General features: G+C 71.0%; 20 protein-coding genes. 5 read left to right on the top strand and 15 right to left on the bottom strand.

Annotated features, from left to right (window positions below):
* On the bottom strand, positions 1–1,152 hold the full coding sequence (locus tag ACWD2L_RS37210; protein ID WP_351342399.1) for a glycosyltransferase: 1,152 nt from the start codon (positions 1,150–1,152) through the stop codon (positions 1–3).
* A gap of 202 nt (positions 1,153–1,354) precedes the next feature.
* Between ACWD2L_RS37210 and ACWD2L_RS37215 the strand changes: the two genes are divergently transcribed.
* The gene (locus ACWD2L_RS37215) at positions 1,355–2,485 is read left to right on the top strand and encodes an alpha/beta hydrolase-fold protein (protein ID WP_351342397.1); all 1,131 of its coding nucleotides are present in this window, start codon (positions 1,355–1,357) and stop codon (positions 2,483–2,485) included.
* A 4-nt stretch (positions 2,486–2,489) separates the two neighbouring features.
* Here the strand turns inward: ACWD2L_RS37215 and ACWD2L_RS37220 are convergent, their stop codons facing one another.
* From ACWD2L_RS37220 to ACWD2L_RS37235, 4 genes are all read right to left on the bottom strand, one after another.
* Complete coding sequence (locus ACWD2L_RS37220; protein ID WP_351342395.1) at positions 2,490–4,547, bottom strand: beta-galactosidase; 2,058 nt, start codon at positions 4,545–4,547, stop codon at positions 2,490–2,492.
* Positions 4,548–4,586: 39 nt separating this feature from the next.
* Positions 4,587–5,933, bottom strand: a complete 1,347-nt coding sequence (locus ACWD2L_RS37225) for an ABC transporter substrate-binding protein (RefSeq protein WP_351342410.1) — start codon at positions 5,931–5,933, stop codon at positions 4,587–4,589.
* Between the two features lie 75 nt (positions 5,934–6,008).
* Entirely contained in the window at positions 6,009–6,944 is a 936-nt protein-coding gene (locus ACWD2L_RS37230) for a carbohydrate ABC transporter permease (RefSeq protein ID WP_351342393.1), read from the bottom strand.
* Between the two features lie 5 nt (positions 6,945–6,949).
* Positions 6,950–7,846 carry a carbohydrate ABC transporter permease gene (locus ACWD2L_RS37235; RefSeq protein ID WP_351342391.1) on the bottom strand — a complete coding sequence of 299 codons (897 nt, stop codon included), beginning with the start codon at positions 7,844–7,846 and terminating at the stop codon, positions 6,950–6,952.
* Between the two features lie 227 nt (positions 7,847–8,073).
* Here ACWD2L_RS37235 and ACWD2L_RS37240 point away from each other — a divergent pair, with 227 nt between their 5' ends.
* Complete coding sequence (locus ACWD2L_RS37240) at positions 8,074–9,063, top strand: LacI family DNA-binding transcriptional regulator (RefSeq protein ID WP_351342389.1); 990 nt, start codon at positions 8,074–8,076, stop codon at positions 9,061–9,063.
* 15 nt (positions 9,064–9,078) lie between these two features.
* Here ACWD2L_RS37240 and ACWD2L_RS37245 read toward each other — a convergent pair whose 3' ends face one another.
* The 4 genes from ACWD2L_RS37245 to ACWD2L_RS37260 all read right to left on the bottom strand — a co-directional run bounded on the left by ACWD2L_RS37245 (position 9,079) and on the right by ACWD2L_RS37260 (position 12,600).
* Positions 9,079–9,639: a YbaK/EbsC family protein gene (locus ACWD2L_RS37245; RefSeq protein WP_351342387.1), complete on the bottom strand. Its 561-nt coding sequence runs from the start codon at positions 9,637–9,639 to the stop codon at positions 9,079–9,081.
* Positions 9,640–9,682: 43 nt separating this feature from the next.
* Entirely contained in the window at positions 9,683–10,255 is a 573-nt protein-coding gene (locus ACWD2L_RS37250) for a helix-turn-helix domain-containing protein (RefSeq protein WP_351342385.1), read from the bottom strand.
* A 275-nt stretch (positions 10,256–10,530) separates the two neighbouring features.
* The gene (locus tag ACWD2L_RS37255) at positions 10,531–11,832 is read right to left on the bottom strand and encodes an MFS transporter (RefSeq protein ID WP_351342383.1); all 1,302 of its coding nucleotides are present in this window, start codon (positions 11,830–11,832) and stop codon (positions 10,531–10,533) included.
* A gap of 24 nt (positions 11,833–11,856) precedes the next feature.
* Entirely contained in the window at positions 11,857–12,600 is a 744-nt protein-coding gene (locus tag ACWD2L_RS37260; RefSeq protein WP_351342382.1) for an acyltransferase, read from the bottom strand.
* 140 nt (positions 12,601–12,740) lie between these two features.
* Between ACWD2L_RS37260 and ACWD2L_RS37265 the strand changes: the two genes are divergently transcribed.
* Positions 12,741–13,268 (top strand): gamma carbonic anhydrase family protein, encoded by a 528-nt coding sequence (locus ACWD2L_RS37265; RefSeq protein WP_351342380.1) that lies wholly within the window; start codon positions 12,741–12,743, stop codon positions 13,266–13,268.
* A gap of 113 nt (positions 13,269–13,381) precedes the next feature.
* Here ACWD2L_RS37265 and ACWD2L_RS37270 read toward each other — a convergent pair whose 3' ends face one another.
* Complete coding sequence (locus ACWD2L_RS37270) at positions 13,382–14,032, bottom strand: DedA family protein (RefSeq protein WP_351342378.1); 651 nt, start codon at positions 14,030–14,032, stop codon at positions 13,382–13,384.
* Between the two features lie 196 nt (positions 14,033–14,228).
* Positions 14,229–14,681: a DUF4442 domain-containing protein gene (locus tag ACWD2L_RS37275; RefSeq protein WP_351342376.1), complete on the bottom strand. Its 453-nt coding sequence runs from the start codon at positions 14,679–14,681 to the stop codon at positions 14,229–14,231.
* A 147-nt stretch (positions 14,682–14,828) separates the two neighbouring features.
* On the opposite strand from ACWD2L_RS37275, the gene ACWD2L_RS37280 reads away from it, so the two are divergent.
* Positions 14,829–16,124 (top strand): MFS transporter, encoded by a 1,296-nt coding sequence (locus tag ACWD2L_RS37280; protein ID WP_351342374.1) that lies wholly within the window; start codon positions 14,829–14,831, stop codon positions 16,122–16,124.
* On the opposite strand, the gene ACWD2L_RS37285 is transcribed toward ACWD2L_RS37280, so the two are convergent.
* From ACWD2L_RS37285 to ACWD2L_RS37295, 3 genes are all read right to left on the bottom strand, one after another.
* On the bottom strand, positions 16,111–16,962 hold the full coding sequence (locus tag ACWD2L_RS37285; RefSeq protein ID WP_351342372.1) for a spermidine synthase: 852 nt from the start codon (positions 16,960–16,962) through the stop codon (positions 16,111–16,113). The two genes, ACWD2L_RS37280 and ACWD2L_RS37285, sit on opposite strands and share 14 nt — an antisense overlap.
* A gap of 89 nt (positions 16,963–17,051) precedes the next feature.
* Positions 17,052–18,224, bottom strand: coding sequence for an elongation factor Tu (gene tuf / locus ACWD2L_RS37290; protein WP_351342782.1), 1,173 nt, complete (start codon positions 18,222–18,224; stop codon positions 17,052–17,054).
* A gap of 280 nt (positions 18,225–18,504) precedes the next feature.
* On the bottom strand, positions 18,505–19,212 hold the full coding sequence (locus tag ACWD2L_RS37295; protein ID WP_351342784.1) for a DNA alkylation repair protein: 708 nt from the start codon (positions 19,210–19,212) through the stop codon (positions 18,505–18,507).
* A gap of 87 nt (positions 19,213–19,299) precedes the next feature.
* On the opposite strand from ACWD2L_RS37295, the gene ACWD2L_RS37300 reads away from it, so the two are divergent.
* Entirely contained in the window at positions 19,300–20,013 is a 714-nt protein-coding gene (locus ACWD2L_RS37300; protein WP_351342786.1) for a TVP38/TMEM64 family protein, read from the top strand.
* Here the strand turns inward: ACWD2L_RS37300 and ACWD2L_RS37305 are convergent.
* Positions 19,943–21,172: an MFS transporter gene (locus ACWD2L_RS37305; protein WP_351342788.1), complete on the bottom strand. Its 1,230-nt coding sequence runs from the start codon at positions 21,170–21,172 to the stop codon at positions 19,943–19,945. The genes ACWD2L_RS37300 and ACWD2L_RS37305 overlap by 71 nt on opposite strands.
* Positions 21,173–21,203: the final 31 nt, after the last annotated feature.

Below are 21,203 nucleotides of genomic sequence, written 5' to 3' on the forward strand. Positions count from 1 at the left end.
TCAGACGTCCTCGAGTGCGGGTGCGGCCGTCGGACCGGGGCGGAAGCCCGACCCGACGAGGTCGGCGAGGCGCCTGGCGACGACGGTCGGCGGGTCCTGCGCGCGCATCTCGTCGCGTACGGCGTCGGCGGCGGTTTGCAGCGAGGCGTCGGTCAGCAGCCGGTCGATGTCCTCCTTGACGAGGCCGTGCTCGCCCGGCACGAAACCGCAGCCGCGCTCCTCGACGGTCCGCGCGTTGACGGGCCGGTCGGCGCCCTGGCCGAAGACGATCTGCGGGACCCCCGAGGACAGCGCGGTGAGCGTGTTGCCCGCTCCGCCGTGGTGGATGAATCCGGCGGCGCGGCCGAGCAGCGGCCCCGCCGGGATCCAGGACACGAGGCGAACGTTGTCGGGCAGTTCTTCGATCTCCTGCTGCCCGTGCACACCGAGCGAGAGCACGAACTCCGCCTCCGATTCATGGGCGGACTCGACGACCCACTTGACCAGGTCGATGCCGTCGACCATCGGCTTGAGGGTGCCGAGGCTGACGACGATGCGGGGCCGTCCGGAGTCGGTGCTCCACCAGTCCTCCAGGACGGTGCCGCCGTTGTAGGGGACGTACCGCATCGACCACAGGTCCGGCTCGTCGAGGACCTTCATGCTGGGCGGGGCGACGTCCAGCCACAGCAGGTCCGGCTGCGGCGCGGCCACGCCGTGCCGGGCGTAGGCCTCGTCCATGGACCTGGTCACGCCCTCGACGTGCCAGCGCTGATGACCGAAGCCGACGGTCTGCATGACGACGGGCAGGTCGTACTTGGCCGCCACCAGCGGACCCGCGACCCCGAGCGGCGGGTAGATCACGAGGTCCGGCCGCCACATGCCGGCGAAGTCGACCAGCGCGTCGGCCATTTCGTCGCCGAAGAAGGAGAACCTTCCCATCTTGGTGCCCATGTTGAGCCGCTTGCGGCGGCCCTCCCCCTGCCGGTACTCGGCCTCCGAGTCCAGGTCCGGCGCGGCGTCGAAGCCGACGAGACCGGCCTCGGCGACGCGCTTGGTGAAGTCCCCGGCGCTGGCCACTACGACGTCGTGCCCTTCGGCGCGGAAGGCCTGCGCCAGCGACAGGACCGGATACAGCAGTCCGTAGAGCGGAGGGCCGACGAACAGCACACGCATAAACAACTCCCGTGTTCTTAGGTTAGGCTTACCTAAGTTCGTATCACAAGTTTCTTGGAGGCTCGGACACACGATGGGGAACATGACTTCGTCCGCGGAACCCGAAAGTCCGCATCTGGCCCGGCTGTTGGGCGAGGTGCGGACGCACGGGCCGGAAGCGCTGGATCGGTTTTGGCGAGAACTCGCCCATACCGGGAGCCCGTTGATCGAACCCGTCCAGGACGCGTCGGGAGTACGCCTGGTCACGGTGGTGTGGCGCGAGGACAGGCCCGTCGAGGGGGTCTACCTCCTGGCCAACCGCATCACCGACAAACACCGCTTCCGCGCGGGCATGATGCGCCGCCTCGACGGCACCGACGTCTGGTACGTCAGCCTGCGGCTGCCGTTGGGGCTGCGCTGCGGCTACCGCATCCACCCCTTCGGCACCGACGATCCCCACATGACGCCGGACGGACCGCGCAGCGGCGCCTCCCGTGGGCTGCCGGACGACCGCATGGACCCGCTGAACCGGTATGCGGACGGCCCGTTCGGCTCACTGATCGAGCTCGACGGGGCGCCCTCACTTGCGGAGTGGCCCGCCTGCTCGCCCTCCGACGCGGGCCGCGGCGAGGCCTTCGACTTCGCTGCCGCCGACGGATCGGTGTATCGCGTACGGCAGTTCGTCCCGGAGCTCTGCGACACCGGTCCCCCGCCGGGGCTGCTCGTCGTGTTCGACGGCGAGCGGTGGTTCGACCGGTACGGCATCACGGCCGCGGTCACCGCCGCCGCCGAGGCGGGCCGGATCCCGCCCATGGCCGTCGTCGGGATCGAGGCGGGGGCCGATCCGGCGGCCCGCATGCGGCAGCTCGGCGCCGATCCGCGCTTCATCGACATGCTCGCCGACGAGCTGCTGCCCGCCGTGACGAAGGACGTGCCCGGACCCCGGCACACCGTGCTGAGCGGACAGAGTCTCGGCGGCCTGACCGCCCTCGCGGCCGCCCTGCGCCGCCCCGACACCTTCGGCACGGTGCTCGCCCACTCGGCCTCCACCTGGTGGCGCCCCGGCATGACGGCACGCCCGGGACCGTCCGCCGATGGGGCGGAGACCTGGCTGTACGAACAGGCCGCCGCGGCACCGGTCGGTGACGTCCGCGTCCGCATGGACGTCGGTTCCAACGAGGGCACGATGCTCGACGACCTGTACCGGCTGCACACACTGATGGCGGACCGCGGGTTCGACGTCTCCCTCAACGTCTACGAGGGCGGCCACGATCACTCCTGCTGGGCGGCCGCCCTCATCGACGGCCTCGCAGAGGAGTACGCGCCGCACGCGTTCACGACGTCACATCGGTGACCCTTCACCGTTGGCCGAAACCGGAGTTGGGCTGCCGCAGGACGGCGACCTGACGGGGCGCGAGGACCAACTCGTCACCGGGAGGACCGACGAGGACCTCGCCGGTCAGGCCCGGCAGCGGCACCCGCTCGTCGCTCCGGTTGACCAGGAAGACGTAGCGGTGCTCGGCGTCGCGCCGCACGACCTCCTCGACCAACCCACGGGCCTGCTCCGGGAGTTCACTGCGCACCCCGGCGGGCGCGAGCAGCTCGGGCAGCAGCACAGCGAGGCCGTCGACGCCGAGGCGGGTGGAGACGTACGCCGCCGAACCGCGGCCGGTGCCGCGCCGGGTGACGGCCGGGCGGGACGCGTACGTGCCGGTCCGGTAGCCGGCGAGCACCTCGACGTCCGTGCCGGTGACGGAGATCCGGTCGGTCCACAGGCTGCCGGTGGTGCCGTTGTCCAGGTCGACGGTGTCCCCGTCGAGGAGCGGCCCGAACTCCTCGATACGGATGCCGAGGACGTCACGCAGCGCGCCCGGATAGCCGCCGAGCCACACGTGGTCGTTCTCGTCGACGATCGCGGAGAAGTACGTGGTGACGAGGTGGCCGCCACCCTCGACGTACCGGGTGAGTTCCTTGGCGAGCGGCTGCGGCACCACGTGCAGGACGGACGCGATGACGACGTCGTACGCGGACAGGTCGGTGTGGTGTGCGGGCACCACGTCGGCGCGGATGCCGAGGCGCAGCAGCGCCGAGTACCAGTCGAGGGCCTCGCGGTGGTAGTCGAGGCGGGAGGTGGGGTGGGAGTCCTGCTCGCCGGCCCACCACGAGTCCCAGTCGAAGAGGATCGCCACGCGAGCGGTTTCGCGCCCGCTGCCCGCGATCGGGGCGAGCGCCTCAAGCGTGCCGCCCAACTCGACGACGGAGCGGAAGAGTTCACTGTCGGCCCCGGCGTGCGGGAGCATCGCCGAGTGGTACTTCTCGGCGCCCGCAGCCGACTGCCGCCACTGGAAGAAGCAGACGGCGTCGGCGCCGTGCGCGACGTGCAGCAGCGAGTCGCGGGCCAACTCCCCCGGCCTCTTCGGCAGGTTGACGGGCTGCCAGTTCACGGCGCTGGTGGAGTGCTCCATCAGGAACCAGGGCCGGTGGCCCGCGATGCCGCTGGTGAGGTTGGCGGAGAAGGAGAGCTCGTCGCGGTCCTGCGGACCGGGGATGACGTAGTGGTCGTTGGCGACGAAGTCCACCTCGCCCGCCCAGTCCGCGTAGTCCATTCCCTTGGTGCCCGGCATCACCATGAAGTTGGTGGTGACGGGCGTGTCCGGGGTCAGCTCCCGCAGGATCGCGCGCTCGGCCAGCAGATGGTTCTTGAGCGCGTCGGAGGAGAACCGTTTGAAGTCGAGCTGCTGCGTCGGGTTGGGGTGCGAGGCGGCGAGCCGCGGCGGCAGGAGCTGCTCCCAGTCGCTGTAGCGCTGGGACCAGAACGCCGTGCCCCAGGCGTCGTTGAGGGCGTCGAGCGTGGTGTAGCGGCGGCGCAGCCAGAGCCGGAAGGCGCGGGCCGCGTCGTCGGAGTGGTCGTAGACGTTGTGGCAGCCCAGCTCGTTGTTGACGTGCCAGGCGACCAGGGCGGGGTGGTCGGCGTACCGGGACGCGAGCCTGCGGACCAGCGCGAGTGCGTGCTCGCGGAAGACGGGCGACGTGGGCCGCCAGTGCTGGCGGGCGCCCGGCCACAGCGTCTCGCCGCTCGCGGTCACCGGCAGGATCTCCGGGTGCGCGGCGGTCAGCCACGGTGGCGGCGACGCGGTGGCGGTGGCCAGGTCGACACCGATGCCGCCCGCGTGCAGCAGGTCCATGATCTCGTCGAGCCAGCCGAAGTCCCAGGTGTCGGCCGTGGGCTGGAGCCGCGCCCAGGAGAAGATGGCGAGGGACACGACGTTCACCCCGGCCTCGCGCATCAGCCGGATGTCGTCCGCCCACACCTCCCGCGACCACTGCTCGGGGTTGTAGTCGGCTCCGTAGCCGAGGCGCCGGGCGCCGTCCGAGCTCTGCGCGTACGGGAATCGGGAGGCGAGGGGGGCGACCATGAATGTCCTTCCAGACATGCGGAGTTGAAGCAGCGCGCGCTACTTGGTGACGGTGAAGCCCTGCTCGGTGCCGTACTTGACGGACGCGTCCTGCCAGGACTTCAGCCCGGCCGTGAGCTTGGTCGGGGACACGTACGCCTTGCCGACGGTGTCGTTGAAGATCGAGTTGGCGTACACCTGGAACGGCAGGTACTTCCAGTCGGTGGGCACGCTCTTCGCGGACTCTGCGAAGATCTTGTTGGCCTTCTGGCCGCCGAAGTAGGGGAACTCGGTGTTCTGGAACGACGACGAGTTCAGGTCCTTCGTCGTCGCGGGGAACGCGCCGTTCTTGATGCGGGTTTGCACGCCCGCGCCGGAGTTGGCGTACTCGACGAAGGCGTAGGCGAGTTCCTTGTTCTTGCCGAGCTCGGGCAGTGCGAGCGAACTGCCGCCGTTCTCCGAGCTCGCGTTCGCGCCCTTCTCCCACTGCGGCATGGGGGCGACACGCCAGTCGCCGGACGCGCCCTTCACGCCGGACGCGAAGTTGGCGGGCATCCAGGCGCCGGTGGGCAGCGTGGCGATGGTGCCGTCGCCGAGGCCCTTGTACCAGTCGTCGGTCCAGCCGGTGACGGGCGAGACGAGCTTGTCGTCGATCAGCTTCTGCCAGGTGGCGGTGTACTTCTTCGCGCCCGCGTCGGTGAAGTCGATGCCGACCTTGGTGCCGTCGACCTTGTACGGGTGCGAACCGGACTGCCACAGCAGGCTGGTGGTCAGGCCCGCGTCGCCGGCGTCGCTGGTGATGTACGCCTTCGGGTTCGCCTTGTGCAGCTTGCGGGCGGCCTCGACGTACTCGTCCCAGGTCGTCGGGACGGCGATCTTGTACTTGTCGAAGACCTTCTTGTTGTAGAAGAGCGCCATCGGGCCCGAGTCCATGGGCAGTCCGTAGACACCGCCACCGTCGCCGGACTTCACCGAGTTCCACGGCCCCGGCGAGTACGAGTCCGCCAGCTTCTCGGCGCCGTAGGCCTTGAGGTCGGTGATCTGCTTGGTCAAGGCGTACTGACCGAGGGCGTAGTACTCGATCTGCGCGACGTCCGGGACGCCCTTCTTCGCCGAGATCGCGTTCGACAGGGCCTTGTACTGGTCGTTATTGGTGCCCGCGTTGACCAGCTTGACGTCGACCTTCGGGTACTTCTTCTCGAAGTCGGCGGCGACCTGCTTGAGGGTGGGCTCCCACGCCCACACGGTGACGGTGCCGCCCTTCTTCAGGGCGGACCGAAGGTCGGCCGACCCGACCTTCTTGTCGGCGGAGCCGCCGTCGTCGGAGCCGCCGCAGGCGGTGGCCCCGAGGGCGAGGGCGCAGAGGAGACCTATGCCGCGCAGGACGCGGCGGGAGTGCTGGGGCAACTGGCGCATGGCGATGGCTTCCACTTCTTCGTGGTCCTACGGAGGGTGTGCAGGGTGCGAACTGCGGTGCCGCGCCTACTCCTTGACGCTTCCGGCGGAGAGACCCGACTGCCAGTACTTCTGGAGCAGCAGGAACGCGGCGATCAGCGGCACGATGGTGAGCAGCGAGCCGGTGAGCACGAGATGGGGGATGGCCTCGCCGCCGGCCGTCTGCGCCTGCTTGTTCCAGGAGTCGAGGCCTAGCGTGAGCGGATACCAGTCGGGGTCCTTCAGCATGATCAGCGGCAGGAAGTAGTTGTTCCAGGTCGCGACGGTGGTGAAGAGCAGCACGGTGACGGTGCCGGGCGCGAGCAGCGGCAGGGCGACCCGGAAGAAGGTGCGCAGCTCGCTCGCACCGTCGATGCGGGCGGCCTCCATCAGCTCGGTGGGGATCGCCTCGGTGGCGAACACCCACATCAGATACAGGCCGAACGGCGAGACCAGCGACGGGATGACGACGGCCCACGGGGTGTCGGTGAGCCCCATCTCGCTGAACATCAGGAACGTGGGGACGGCGAGCGCCGTGCCGGGCACCGCGACCGCTCCGATGACGACGGCGAACACGGCACGCTTGCCCGGGAAGGCGAACTTGGCGAGCGCGTACCCGCCGAGGACCGCGAGGAAGGTGGCGCCGCCCGCGCCCACCACCACGTACAGGAGGGTGTTGAGGAGCCAGCGGCCGAAGACGCCGTCCTGGTACGTGAAGGTGGCGCCGATGTTGTGCCAGAGGTCGAAGTCCGAGTCGAACCAGAGGCCGAACGAACGGGCCAGCCCTTGCTGGGACTTGGTGGCGCTGATCAGGAGCCACACCAGCGGCAGCAGGCTGTAGACGAGGACGATGCCGGTGAGCACGGTCAGCAGGACGCTGCGCCGGGAGCGCCCGGACCTCGCCCGGCGGCGCGGTGAACGCAGGCGCGGGGCGGCGGACCCCCGCGAGGTACTCGGCCGGACGGGCCCGGTGGTGGTGGTCATCGCGCTCACGCTCCCTTGCGCATGCCGCGCAGCTGGACCACGTAGGCGACGATCATCGTGATCACGCCCATGACGATGGCGACCGTCGCGGAGTAGTTCTGCTGCTGGCCCGCGAAGGACAGCGAGTACGTGTAGTAGTTCGGCGTGTAGTCGGTGGTGATGGCGTTCGGCGCGAGCTTCTGGAGGATGGCGGGCTCGTTGAAGAGCTGGAAGCTGCCGATGATCGAGAAGATCGTGGCGATGACGAGGGCGCCGCGGATCGCCGGGAGCTTGATGGCGGTGATGACGCGCCACTGCCCGGCGCCGTCGATCTCGGCCGCCTCGTACAGGGAGTGCGGTACGACGCGCAGCGCGGCGAAGAAGATCAGCATGTTGTAGCCGACGAACTCCCAGGTCACGATGTTGCCGAGGGATGCGAGGACCAGGTCGGCGGAGAGCGGGTCGGGCATCTTCGTGCCGAACGCGTCGCCCAGGTCGCCGACCAGTCCGTAGCGGGTGCCGTACATGAAGCCCCACATGAGGGTCGCGACGACGGCGGGGACCGCGTAGGGCAGGAAGACGGTGATCCGGAAGAAGTCCTTGCCGTAGAGGCGGCCGCTGTCGATCGCGAGGGCGACGAGCAGGGCGATGCCCAGCATGACCGGCACCTGGATCAGCAGGAACAGGCCGACGCGGGCGACGCCCTCCCAGAACTGGCCGTCCTGGAGGGCCTGTTGGTAGTTGTCGAGGCCTACGAAGGTGGTGCCGCCGATGAGTTGCGTACGGAACAGGCTCAGGTAGACGGAGTAGGCGAGCGGCGCGAGGAAGACCAGTGCGAAGACGAGCACGAAGGGGCCGATGAACCCCCAGCCCGTCCACGAGCGGCGCCGCCTCAAGGCGACCGGCGGTTGCAGCGTGGTCATCTCGCCCCTCACTGGTCCATGCGTCATGGTCCATGCGTCACGGTCCCCGATGTTTGCGTAAACATCCCTGGCCGCAAGGGGCTCGACAGCTGTTATGTTTGCGTAAACATTCGGTGGCGGCATGTCTACACTGCACCGAGGACGAGGGTCAAGAGTCGGTGAGGGAGACGGTGACAACCAAGGAGAACGCCCCGCGGCGCGGCAGGGGTCGTACACAGAACGCGTCGATGGCCGACGTCGCCCGGGTCGCGGGTGTCTCGTCCCAGACGGTCTCCCGCGTCTCGAACGGCTTCCCCGGCGTCAACGAGGAGACCCGCGAGCGGGTCCGCGCCGCGATGAAGGAGCTCGGCTACCGCCCCAACAGTGCGGCGCGGGCGCTGAAGCGGGGCGACTTCCGCACCATCGGCGTCATCACGTTCACGCTGTCCACGACGGGCAACATGCGCACGCTGGAGGCGATCGCCACCTCGGCCGCGCAGGAGGGTTACGCGGTCACGCTGCTGCCGGTCGCGGTGCCCACGCAGGACGAGGTGCGCGGCGCGTTCTCCCGCCTCGGTGAGCTGGCGGTGGACGCCGTCATCGTCATCATGGAGGTCCACCTGCTCGACTCGGCGCGCCTGTCGCTGCCGCCGCACGTCAAGGTCGTGGTCGCGGACTCGGACGCCGGCGACCGTTACGCGGTGGTGGACACGGACCAGGCGGGCGGCACCCGCGACGCGGTGCGCCACCTCCTCGACCTCGGCCACCGCACGGTCTGGCACCTGGCGGGGCCCTCCGAGTCGTACGCCGCCCAGCGCCGAACGGACGCCTGGCGTGCGGCACTTGAGGCCGCGGGCCGCGCCGTCCCGCCGCTGGCACGGGGCGACTGGTCGGCCGAGTCCGGCTACCGTGCGGGCCTGCGCCTCGCCGAACAGGCCGACTGCACCGCGGTGTTCGCGGCGAACGACCAGATGGCGCTCGGCCTGCTGCGGGCCCTGGAGGAACGCGGCCGCAAGGTCCCCGAGGACGTCTCGGTCATCGGCTTCGACGACATCCCGGACTCGGGCTCGTACCAGCCCCCGCTCACCACGGTCCACCAGGACTTCGCCGAGGTCGGCCGGCGCTGTGTGGAGAGCGCGCTGCGCCAGGTACGCGAGAGCGAGACGGAACACGGCACGACGCTGGTGCCGACGCGGCTGGTGGTGCGGGAGAGCACAGGGGCGGCACGGCGGGGGTGACCTCCGGCAGGCACGTCAGACAGTGACGCCGAGCCCCTCCACCACGACCGCGCCCGGCAGCTCGGACAGCGCCTTGCCCGGCACGATCAGCTTGCCGCGGCGGGTGCCGCTGCCGATGAGGACGTGCGGGAGGTCGACGACGGCGGCGTCCACGAGGACCGGCCAGTCGGCGGGCAGGCCGATCGGGGTGATGCCGCCGTACTCCATGCCGGTCTCACCGGTGGCGCGGCCCATCGGGGCGAACGAGGCCTTGCGGGCGCCGAGTTGGCGCCGCACCGCCCCATTGACGTCGACCTTCGTCGCGGACAGCACGACGCAGGCCGCGAGGGTGGTCTCGCCACCGCGCTTGCCCGCGACGACGACGCAGTTCGCGGACGTGGCGAGCAGGTCGGGGCCGTAGTGCTCGACAAACGTCGCCGTGTCGGCCCACTCGGGGTCGGTGTCGACGTGGATCAGGTCCTGCGCGGGCACGGTGCCGCGCCAGTTCCGGACGGCGTCGGCGACGGGCCGGGTGAGCAGGTCGAGGGCCTCGGGGGCGGCGAGTACGTGGTCGAAGGTGCCGATGGGTGCGCGCATGGCGGCACGCTAACAGCCGCCGCGCGCCCGGCCGCCGGGTGTCTCAACGTACGAAAGGCACCGACACAGCCATGATCATCTCCACGTCCCCGGTCCCGTCGTTTCGGTAGGAGTGCGGGCTGCTCGCCTCGAACGAGACGCTCGCACCCTCGGGCACTACATGCGCGGCCCCGTCCACGACGAGGGTCAGTTCACCCGCCGTGACATGGACCAGTTCGACCGTTCCCTGCGGGTGCGGGTCGGAGTCGCTGCCGTCACCGGGCACGAGGTGCCAGTCCCACATCTCCAGCGGGCCCTCGGACTCGGTTCCGGCGAGCAGCCGGTTGTAGCTGCCGGCCTCCGTGTGCCACAGGCGCACGGCCTGATCCTCCGTCACGATGCGGACGTCGGGGCCCTGTTCGTAGTCGAGCAGCGTGGTGATGCTGACGCCGAGCGCGTCGCCGATCTTGACGACGGTGCCGATGCTGGGGTTCGTGCGAGCCTGCTCGATCTGGATGAGCATGCCGCGGCTGACGCCCGCGCGGGCGGCGAGCGCGTCGAGCGTGAAGCCGCGCTCGGACCGCCAGTGCTTGACGTTGCGCGCGAGCGCCTGATTCAGGAGATCGAGATCCGCCACGTTCCGTCCAGAGTCGGGGCCCAGCAGCCTGGGGAACCTTTGGACCAATATTTTAGACGACAGTGTTCAGTGCAGTGGCGTCGGCAGGGCTTGATAGCTCAAGCCCCGCGCCGGGCGAATCAATTCAAGCCCGTGCGGCGGGCGAGCAAATCAAGCCCCTGCGGCGATTGAGCAGCGGGGTGCGGGGCGGAGCCCCGGTCTTTGGGCCGGTGCCGCGGAACCATTGCCTCGGGCGTCGACCACGGCACCCGCCCCGGCCACGCCACCCGCCCCGGTCAGACGCGGTAGCGGCGGAGCGCCGGGACGGTGAAGGCCAGGAGGAGCATCGCCAGGACCACCAGGAGGCCGCCCCCGGCGACCGCCGGCTGCGCGCCGAAGGCGGAGCCGCCCGAGCCGTGGAGAACGTCCGCAAGCCGGGGGCCGCCCGCGACGACGACCGTGAACACGCCCTGCATACGGCCCCGCATCTCGTCCGTCGCGGCGGAGAGCAGGATCGCCCCGCGGAACACCATGGACACCATGTCGGCGATTCCGGCCACGGCGAGGAAGACGACCGCCCACCACAGGCTCCCGCTCAGCCCGAACCCGGCGATGGCGAGGCCCCACGCGACGATCGCCCCGATCACCATCCACCCGTGCCGCTTCGCCCGCGAGAACGTGCCGGAGAAGAGGCCCCCGAGCACCGCGCCGATGGGGATCGCCGCGAACAGCAGCCCCAGCGCGAGCCCCTCCCCGTACGGCGCGTACGTCTCCGCGGCGAGCTGCGGGAACAGGGCACGCGGCATGCCGAACACCATCGCGATGATGTCCGCGAGGAAGGACAGCAGCAGCACCTTGTGCGTGGACATGTACCGGAAGCCGTCGACGATCTCGCGCACGCCCGCCCGCTTCTTCACCGACGCGACGAGCGGCGGCAGGGACGGCAGCCGGTACACCGCCCACACGGTGACGCACAGCGCGACGGCGTCGATCAGGTACAGCTCCGGCAGCCCGATCACCGGGATGAGCACACCGGCGAGGAGCGGGCCGACGACCTGGCCGGTCTGCATGACCGTCGAGCCGAGCGCGTTGGCCGCGGCCAGTTGGCTCTCGGGCACGAGCCGCGCGATGGACGCGTTGCGGGCCGGTGCGTTGAGGCCCCAGAACGCCTGCTGCATCGCGAGCAGCACCATCAGCACGGCCACCGAGTTCAGCCCGGATATCGCCTGCAGCCAGAAGAGGACCGAGGTCACCGCGATGCCGCTGTTGGTGACAAGGAGCAGCTTGCGCCGGTCCATGTGGTCGGCGATCGCCCCGCCCCACAGCGCGAACACCACGAGCGGCACGAGCCCCGCCATGCTCGCGGCACCGACCCAGGCCGAGGACCCGGTGATGTCGAAGATCTGCTTGGGCACGGCGACCGCCGTGAGCTGGCTGCCGACGGCCGTGACGATGGTCGACGACCACAGGCGGCGGTAGGCGGGGATGCGCAGGGGCCGGGTGTCCATGGCCCATCGGCGCCAGCCGCGTGGCGTGGCCTCCGCCGCCGTCTTCTCCTCGGCGGCCCTGCTGTCGTCGCTCGTCTCGCTCGTGTCCACGGCTTCCCTGATTGCTCGCTACATCTATCTGGTCCGGTGGTCAGTGTCCCAGGCTTCGTCCGTCAGTTCGGACAGAGCGAGCAGTTGGTCCGGCGTGACCCCTTCGGGGATCGCCCGCGGCGCCGGGGTCCTGAGCGGCGGCTGCCAGCCGGACTCCGCGTCCCAACTCCGTACGACGCGTGCGGGCGCGCCCGCGACCACGGCGTGGTCGGGTACGTCGCCGCGCACCACGGCCCCGGCCGCGACCACCACGTTCCGGCCGAGGCGGGCGCCCGGCAGGATCACGGCGCCGGTGCCGATCCAGCAGCCGGGGCCGATCTCGACCGGTTCCATCCGGGGCCACTGCTTGCCGATGGGCTCGTGCGGATCGTCGTACGAGTGGTTGGTGGAGGTGATGTAGACGTACGGGCCCATGTAGACGTCGCTGCCGATCCGCACCGTCGTATCGGCGATGACATGGCTGCCGCGGCCGATCACGACGCCGTCGCCGAGGGTCAGGATCGGGTCCTGGCCGAGGTCCAGATCCGGCATCAGGCCCGCGGTCAGGGTCACTTGCTCCCCGATGATGCAGTGCGCGCCCAGCCGGATCCACGGCTCGCCGAACACCGTGCCCTGGGGGAACGCGAGCTTCGTGCCGTGCCCGATCGCGCCGAACCGGTGCCCGCCGGACTGCCGTGCGGTGACCGCGCCCTTGCGCTGCACCCAGCGCCATCCGGCCTGTACGAGCCGGTGTCCCGGCCCACCCTTGTCGTTCCGCTGTTTCGGCACGGCGTCACGTTACCCACGCGTATCGTCCGCCCCCACCTCGCCGACCTGTGATCTTCACCCCACAGGTACCTTTCCCTTGGCGCGACGTATGCAGGACACACACCGCACGACACGTACGACACGTAGGGAGCACAGACCTCATGTCCCACGAGGCACTCGTCACCGGCATCGGCGACAAGGAACCGAAGGTGGACCCGGAGGCGTTCACCGCCCCGACGTCCGTGGTGGTCGGCGACGTCACGCTGAGCGCGGGCGCGAGCCTCTGGTACGGGGCGGTGCTGCGGGCCGAGTTCGAGCCGATCACGCTCGGCGCCGACAGCAACATCCAGGACAACTGCACGGTGCACGTGGACCTCGGGTTCCCGGCGACGATCGGCGAGCGGGTCTCCGTCGGCCACAACGCGGTGCTGCACGGCTGCACGATCGAGGACGACGTCCTGATCGGGATGGGGGCGACCGTGCTCAACGGCGCGGTGATCGGGGCGGGTTCGCTGGTCGCGGCGCAGGCGTTGGTGCCGCAGGGGATGGTGGTTCCGCCCGGATCACTGGTCGCCGGTGTTCCCGCGAAGGTGCGGAGGGAGCTTTCCGCGGAGGAGCGGGAGATGGTGACGCTGAACGGGACGCATTATGTGGAGCTGGCGAAGGTGCATCGGGCGGCGCACCAGTAGCGCTGACCTGCGGCGGGGTTGCGGTCGCGGGGCTCTGCCCCGGACCCCGCTGGCTCTCGTCCGACGGCGGGGCTTGAAAAGACCCGGCGTCGCCACCGCCGCAGGGGCTTGAATCAAGCGGATTGCGGCTCGGTCGCCGTTTCCTTCGCCTCGTGGTCCGCCACCATCTTCGCTGCACGGCGCTTCACGAAGAGCATGGAGCCCAGGCCGATCAGGACGGCCACGCCGAGGCCCACGTAGGAGAACCTCTTGAGCCAGTCCTCCGCGACCACGCCGACGTAGTAGATGACGGCCGTCGTGCCGCCGGCCCAGACGACGCCGCCCAGGACGTTCGCGATGAGGAACTTCCAGTACGGCATGTGCAGGACGCCCGCGAGCGGTCCGGCGAAGATGCGGAGCAGGGCGATGAAGCGGCCGAAGAAGACGGCCCACATGCCCCACTTCTCGAAGGACCGCTCGGCGGTGCCGACATGTCCGGGGCCGAAGTGCTTGGGGAACTTGCGGCCCATTTTGGCGAGCAGCGGGCGCCCGCCCTTGCGGCCGATCGCGTACCCGATGGAGTCACCGACGACGGCGCCCGCGCTGGCGCAGGCCCCGAGGATGAACGGGTTGACATCGCCGTGCTGCGAGGAGAGCAGGGCCGCGGAGACGAGCACGATCTCGCCGGGCAGCGGGATGCCGAGGCTCTCGACGCCGATCACCCCGGCCACCAGGGCATAGACGGCGACCGCCGGAATCGTGTCGAGCCATGCCTGGACGTGCATCGACGTCGCCTCCCGTACCCACCAAAGTTGCCCTGTGCCCGGCGCGCGCTCCCCTCCGGTACGCGCACGCCGGGCAGCCTACCTGCTCCCTATGACGCCGCCGCGTCCCACAAGGTGCAGTGCTGCACGCGATGAACGTCCGTGGGGAGTGTGATCCCGCGCACACTGGAGGGCCTCAGGTGGTGGGGCGCGGCGTTCAGCTGTTGGGGCGCAGCGTCCAGAGAACCGTCATCTCGCCGGTCACGGCGCCGTCCTCACGTGTGATCGCGATGCTCACCGGGAACTCGGGGCGCTCGCCCGCGTCGAGTTCGGCGACGACGTCGGCGACCGGACGGCCGAGCGTCGCGGTGGCGGTGACCGGGCCCATCGCCAGCTTCTTGTACGCGATGTCGGCACTCACGGCGAGCGGCACCGCGCGCGAGAGCTGGTCGCCGAAGGCGGCGAGGACGATGGCGCCGCTCGCGGACTCGCCGAGCGTGAACATCGCTCCGGCGTGCGGTCCGCCGACGTGGTTGTGGTAGTCGGCCTGGTCGGGCAGCGAGACGACCGCCTTCTCCGGCGTGGTCTCGTGGAACTCGAGGTTCAGGGTGCGGGCCATCGGCACCGTGGCGGCGAGCATCTCGCCGATGGACATCTGATCTGCGGTCATGCCCGAATGTTACCCGTCGGTAGCAAGCTTGACCATCCCTCCGAGTGCGTGCGAGCAACTGGGATATATCAGGCATCTGCCGACCAATCGCCCGATGCCCGGGGAAGCGGTTTGTCGATTCAGTGGCATGGCGGCGATAGTCCCTCCGTGACCTCTGCCGCCGCCCCCGACCCGAAGCCTCGACGCCTGCGCCCCGCGTGGGCCGGACGGAACTACACGCTGCTCTCCGTCTCGGCGGTCGTCACGACTCTGGGGGCGCACGGCGCGCTGATCGCCTCGGCGTTCGCCGTGCTCGACGCGGGCGGCGACGGTGGCGACGTGGGCCTGGTGGCCGCGTCCCGCACGCTGTTCCTCGTGGTCTTCCTGCTCGTCGGCGGCGCGGTCGCCGACCGGCTGCCGCGGCACCACGTGATGGTCGCGGCGAACGCTCTCAACTTCCTCTCCCAGGGCGCCTTCGCGCTGCTCGTCCTCCAGGGCGATCCGAAGCTGTGGCAGATGATGGCGCTCAGCGCGCTCGGCGGGACGGGGCAGGCGTTCTTCAACCCGGCGGCCGAGGGCATGCTGATGGCCTCCGTCTCCGGGGAGCAGGCAAGCCGCGCCTTCGCGCTGTTCCGGATGGGGATGTCCGGGGCGGGGGTGGGCGGCGCCGCGCTCGGCGGGGCGATGGTCGCGGCGCTCGGGCCCGGCTGGGTGCTCGCCGTGGACGCGGTGGCGTTCCTGGTCGCGGGCGGGCTGCGGATGTTCCTCCAGGTGCGCGACATACCGCCGCGGGAGCCGGGCAGCGGACTGCTCGCCGATATGCGGGACGGGTGGCGCGAGGTCATCGGCCGGCCGTGGCTGTGGACGATCGTCGCCCAGTTCGCGGTCGTGGTCGCGGTGGTGGGCGCGGCCGAGGCGGTGTTCGGGCCGCTGGTGGCGCGCGACGAACTGGGCGGGGCCGGGCCCTGGGGCATCGCGCTCGGCGCGTTCGGCGTGGGCACGATCCTCGGCGGACTGCTGATGATGCGGTGGAAGCCGCAGCGGCTGCTGTTCGCGGCGACGCTCTCCGTCTTCTCGCTCGCCCTGCCGTCGGCGGCGCTCGCGGTGCCCGTACCGCTCGGCTGGCTGGTCGCCGTGATGTTCGTCAGCGGCGTCACCATCGAGATCTTCGGCGTCTCCTGGATCACCGCGCTGCACCAGGAGATCCCCGAGGAGAAACTCTCCCGCGTCTCGGCCTACGACTGGTTCGGCTCGGTCGCGATGGTGCCGCTGGCCACCGCGCTCGCAGGACCCGCGGAGTCGGCCTTCGGACGGACGGCCTCGCTGTGGGGGTGCGCGGCACTCGTCGTCGTGGCGACGTCCGCGGTGCTGTTCGTGCCGGACGTACGGCACCTGAAGCGGCGCGGGACGACGGGGCCCAAGGCCTCCGGGAGCCCCGCGGCGGACCCGGTCACCCCACGCTGAACGAGCCGCCCGGTGGCTCCGGCGACGGCACCGCGTCCGCGTCGGCGACCGGTTTCGTGGCGCCGACGAAGCGGCGCAGCGCGGCGCCGTGCTCCACCCGCGCGGGGAACGCGTCGCGGGCGGTGCGCCGAGCCAGCTCCGCCACCTCCAGCTCTTCGCGCGAGGCGAGCAGCACGGCGTTGCCGAACCGCCGCCCCCGCAGCACCGCCGGCTCGGCGATGAGCGCGACATGCGGGAACACGGCCGCGAAAGTGGCCAGTTGGGACCGCAGGAACGAGAAGGGCGCGCCGTCCGCGAGATTGGCCGCGTACGTCCCGCCGGGCCGCAGCACGCGCGCCGCCTCACGCGCGTAGGCCAGTGTCGTCAGGTGCGCGGGCACCCGTGAGCCGCCGAACACGTCCCCCACGAGCACGTCCACGCACGCCTCGGGAGCCGCCTCCAGCCAGGTCCGCGCGTCGCCGCCGTGCACCACGATGCCCGCGCCGTCCGGCACCGGCAGATGTTCGGCGACCATCTCGAGCAGCCCCCGGTCCGCTTCGACGACGTCCTGCCGCGAGCCGGGCCGGGTGGCGGCGACGTACCGAGGCAGGGTCAGCGCGCCGCCGCCCAGGTGCAGGACGTCGAGCGGCGCGCTCTCGTCGCCGAGGCAGTCGAGGACGTGGCCGAGCCGGCGCGCGTACTCGAACTCCAGGTGGGCGGGCTCGTCCAGGTCGACGTACGACTGGGGCGAGCCGTCCACCGTGAGCAACCAGGCCCGCGCCCGGTCGACGTCGGGCAGCAGCTTGGCGGTGCCGTGGTCGACGTCGCGGGTGACGGGTATCGGCTCGGGTGCGTTCACGCCCCTATTTAAGCCCCTGCGGCGTTTGAGCAGCGGGGTCCGGGGCAGAGCCCCGGCCTTTTCGGCCCGACCCCGGCCCCCGCTCACTCTCACAGCACCGCTGAAACCGTCCCCGCCCCCACGGTCCGCCCACCCTCACGGATCGCGAACCCGAGCCCGGCCTCCAGCGGCACGTCCCGCCCCAGCTCCACCGTCATGGCGACGGTCTCACCGGGCCGAGCAATCGCCGCCTCCCCGAGGTCGACATCCCCGACGACGTCCGCCGTACGCAGGTAGAACTGCGGCCGATACCCGGTGACGACAGGCGTCGAGCGGCCACCCTCCGCCGCCGACAACACGTACACCTGCGCGGTGAAGCGCCGCGCGGGCTCGACCGTGCCGGGCTCGGCGACGACGTGCCCGCGCCGCACCGCGTCCCGCGGCACACCACGGAGCAGCAGCGCCACGTTGTCCCCCGCCTGCGCCTCCTCCATCGGCTTGCCGAAGGTCTCGACGCCGGTGACGACGGTCTCGACGTCACCGGCCCCGTAGACCCGCACCCGGTCACCGACCCGCACGCGGCCGCGCTCGACCGCGCCGGTCACCACCGTGCCGCGCCCGCTGATGGTCATCACGTTCTCGACGGACAGCAGGAACGCCGCGTCCACGTACCGCTCCGGCATCGGAACGTACGTGTCCACCGCGTCGAGCAGCGCCTCGATCGACGCCGTCCAACGCGGGTCCCCCTCAAGGGCCTTGAGCCCGGAGACCCGTACGACGGGCACGGAGTCGCCGCCGTACCCGTGCGTGGACAGCAGCTCGCGCACTTCGAGCTCGACCAGGTCGGTGAGCTCCTCGTCTCCCGCGTCCGCCTTGTTGATCGCTACGACGATGTGGTCGACGCCCACCTGCCGGGCGAGCAGCACGTGCTCGGCGGTCTGCGGCATGATCCCGTCGAGCGCCGAGACGACGAGGATCGCCCCGTCGAGCTGGGCGGCGCCCGTGACCATGTTCTTGACGTAATCGGCATGGCCCGGCATATCCACGTGCGCGTAGTGCCGGGTGTCGGTCTCGTACTCGACGTGCGCGATGTTGATGGTGATGCCGCGCTGCGCCTCCTCGGGCGCCTTGTCGATCCGGTCGAACGGTACGAACGTGCCCGCCCCGCGCTCGGCGAGGACCTTGGTGATGGCGGCGGTGAGGGTGGTCTTGCCGTGGTCGACGTGTCCCATGGTGCCGATGTTGAGGTGCGGCTTGGTGCGCACGTATGCCGTCTTGGGCATGGCGATGAGGTCCCTTCGGGAACTTCAGAAAAGCACTGGCCTCCAAGCGGGAGGCGGGGACCCCTGAACCGGACCGACCCTCCCCCTGCGGGGTCCGCCGGAATATCCGGAGAGGGTCAGCTTCGCGCGCCGTCTGCTGCGGCGGCAGCCAGGAGAACGGCAGCCAGAGCTGCGTCCGCGACTGCGGACGTAGCTGCGAGGGTGGCGTGCCGGAACATGAGACAGATCATCGCCGACCGGACGTCGCGGGTCGAATGGTTTTCCGTGCCCCGAGCGGGAGTTATCCGCCTACGTTCTTCAGTGCCTCGCGCACCGAGAGCGGCGCCAGGACGTCCCGGTGGGCGGCGACGAAGGACCGTACGGCGTCGGGGTCGGTCTTGGCGTATTCGCGCAGCGCCCAGCCGATCGCCTTGCGGATGAAGAAGTCGGGGTGTCCGGACTGCCGAAGGCAATACGCGAAGAGCCGGCCGGTGTCGGTGGCGTCCTTGTGGCGGAGCTGGTGCAGGAGCGCGGTCCTCGCCACCCAGAGGTTCTCGTCCTCGATCCAGGCGTCCATGTCGGCGCGCAGCTTCGGGTCGGCCGCGACGAGGCCGCCGACGATGTGCGCCGCCAGGTGATCGACCGTGTCCCACCACGGCACGGTCGTGACCAGTTCGCGTGTGACAGGCAGGAAGCCGGACGTGAGGTGTCGCACGTGGCGGCGCAGGTAGTCGATCGCGAAGTAGGCGTACTCGCGCTCGGGCAGGGCCCAGGAGCGCAGTGCGACGGCGGTGAGGTCGCTCTCGTCGGGGCGCGGCGTCCCGTCGAGCGCGGCCTTGGTCAGCTCCCGGCGCACGGGGGACGTGAGGCCGAGGAAGGGGGCCACATCCTTCATGTACGCGCGCATCTGCGCCGCCCGCTCGGGATCGGCGGCGGCCCCGTACACCTCCGGAAGCCGGGCGAGGAGGGTGTCCGCGAGAACGCTCGGCGGCGGCGCGTTGACGATCACGTGACGCTCCTCGCAACTGGGGCAAGAGTCGAGAAAGTGAGACACAACCTACGGCGATCTTATGTGGGGTTCGGTTAGTCTCCCCGGATGTTCGAGACCGTCCCCGCCCGTCCCGCCGGGCTCGCCGCCCGCCTGGGCCAGGCCGTGCTGTCGCCCTGGTCGCGGCTTTCGCTGCTGGTGCTGCTGCTGGCCGCGGGCGCGACGTGCGTGCTGCTCTTCGAGCCGCAGCAGCTGATCACGCAGGGCTGGCCGCCGCAGGTGAACGGGGCGGCGGCGGTCGTCCTGTTCGCGGTGGCGTACGGGGTGTGCACGGTCGCGTTCGTTCCGAGACCGCTGCTCAACCTGGCGGCGGGCGCCCTGTTCGGCTCCCAGCTGGGGCTGCTCGGCGCGATCGGCGGGACGGTGCTCGGCGCCGGGCTCGCCTTCCTGCTCGGCCGGCTGCTCGGCCAGGACGCACTGCGGCCGCTGGTGCGCGGGCGCTGGCTGAAGGCGGCGGACGGGCAGCTCAGCGAGCACGCCTTCCGGTCGATGCTGGCGGCGCGGCTCTTCCCCGGCGTCCCGTTCTGGGCGGCGAACTACTGCGCGTCGATCTCCAAGATGAGCATCGTGCCGTTCCTGCTCGCCACGGCGCTCGGCTCGATCCCGAACACGGCGGCGTACGTGGTGGCGGGCGCCCGCGCCTCGACGCCGACGTCGCCCATCTTCCTGATCGCTATGGGCTTCATCGTCGTCACGGGGTGCGCGGGCGCGGTCGTGGCGTGGTGCAAGCGTCACCACCTGGGGAAGCAGAAGTCGGACTGACCGGCTCCCCCTTGAGCCCCCTGCCGAGGCGCAGCGTCACCGCGACGGAGGCCACGGCGAGCACGGTCATCGCGGTCGCGGGAGAGGTCGCCTGGGCCAGCGCGCCCGCGAGCACCGCGCCCACTCCCTGCATGGTCAGCATGCCCGCGGTGTGCAGCCCGAGGGCGTGTCCACTCAGGTGCTCCGGGGTCAGCGCCACCAGCCGCTCCTGCAGCAGCAGGCTCGCCGAGAATCCGACGGAGGCGAGGGCGACCGCTGCCGCGGCGAACGGCAGGGCGGGGCGCAGGGCGAACACCAGGTACGGGGCGGCGAGCAGCAGTCGCAGCGGTGCGGCGAGCCTGGCCCGCCATCGGGGCGGCAGGAAGCGGCCGGTGAGGATGTCCCCGGCGAGCATGCCCAGGGCGGCGCTCGCGAGCAGCACGCCCGCGTGCCCGGTGTCGTACGGGACGAACAGGGCCTCGCAGCCGACGATCAGCCCGTTGGGCACCCACAGCGCGAGATAGACGTAGCGGCGCGGGACGGAGGACCACAGGGCGGTGTTGCCGCGCATGGTCTCCCGCAGGGACGGACGCCCGGCGGCGCGCGCCGGACGCCGGGACAGCCCGCACCGCGCGACGACCGCGGCGAGCACGTAGAGCCCGGCGGCGACGAGGAGCGTGCCGCGCGCCGACAGCACGGCGACGAGCAGCCCGCCCAGCGCGTACCCGAGGATCTGGCAGACACCGGCGCTCATGTTGAGCACCGACCGGCCGAGCAGGTAACCGTCGCGGGCGAGGATGTCGGTGAGCAGGCCGTAGCGGACGCCGCCGCCGAGCGCCGAAGGCACGCCCTGGACGAGGACGAGCGCGAGGGCCGCCGCCGTCGGTAGACCGGGCGCCGCCTGCGCCGCCGTGGCGAGTCCGAGGAACAGCGCGAGCCCGACGAGGGCGGCGCGCGGCGGCACCCGGTCCGCGGCGGACAGCAGCGTGAGCGCGCCCATGACCTGGGCCAACGAGGGCCCGAACATGGCGAGCGCGGACAGCAGCGGCGACCCGGTCGAGGCATAGACGAGCGACCCGAGGGCCAGCCCACTGACCGTCTGCCCGGCGACCTGAAGCGAGACGGTGGCGAAGAGGGCGGGGTATTCGGGCGCACGGAACAGATCCCGGTAGGTGTCCATGCGGGGAGGCTGCGGGGCGCGGCGAGCCGGG

Source organism: Streptomyces sp. NPDC002754 (assembly GCF_053592315.1).

Coding starts and splice junctions, on each gene's coding strand:
- ACWD2L_RS37210 (WP_351342399.1), bottom strand. CDS start 1,152: ATGCGTGTGCTGTTCGTCGGCCCTCCGCTCTACGGACTGCTGTATCCG.
- ACWD2L_RS37220 (WP_351342395.1), bottom strand. CDS start 4,547: ATGGTCGCCCCCCTCGCCTCCCGATTCCCGTACGCGCAGAGCTCGGAC.
- ACWD2L_RS37230 (WP_351342393.1), bottom strand. CDS start 6,944: ATGACCACCACCACCGGGCCCGTCCGGCCGAGTACCTCGCGGGGGTCC.
- ACWD2L_RS37235 (WP_351342391.1), bottom strand. CDS start 7,846: ATGACCACGCTGCAACCGCCGGTCGCCTTGAGGCGGCGCCGCTCGTGG.
- ACWD2L_RS37240 (WP_351342389.1), top strand. CDS start 8,074: ATGGCCGACGTCGCCCGGGTCGCGGGTGTCTCGTCCCAGACGGTCTCC.
- ACWD2L_RS37245 (WP_351342387.1), bottom strand. CDS start 9,639: ATGCGCGCACCCATCGGCACCTTCGACCACGTACTCGCCGCCCCCGAG.
- ACWD2L_RS37265 (WP_351342380.1), top strand. CDS start 12,741: ATGTCCCACGAGGCACTCGTCACCGGCATCGGCGACAAGGAACCGAAG.
- ACWD2L_RS37270 (WP_351342378.1), bottom strand. CDS start 14,032: ATGCACGTCCAGGCATGGCTCGACACGATTCCGGCGGTCGCCGTCTAT.
- ACWD2L_RS37275 (WP_351342376.1), bottom strand. CDS start 14,681: ATGACCGCAGATCAGATGTCCATCGGCGAGATGCTCGCCGCCACGGTG.
- tuf (WP_351342782.1), bottom strand. CDS start 18,224: ATGCCCAAGACGGCATACGTGCGCACCAAGCCGCACCTCAACATCGGC.
- ACWD2L_RS37300 (WP_351342786.1), top strand. CDS start 19,300: ATGTTCGAGACCGTCCCCGCCCGTCCCGCCGGGCTCGCCGCCCGCCTG.
- ACWD2L_RS37305 (WP_351342788.1), bottom strand. CDS start 21,172: ATGGACACCTACCGGGATCTGTTCCGTGCGCCCGAATACCCCGCCCTC.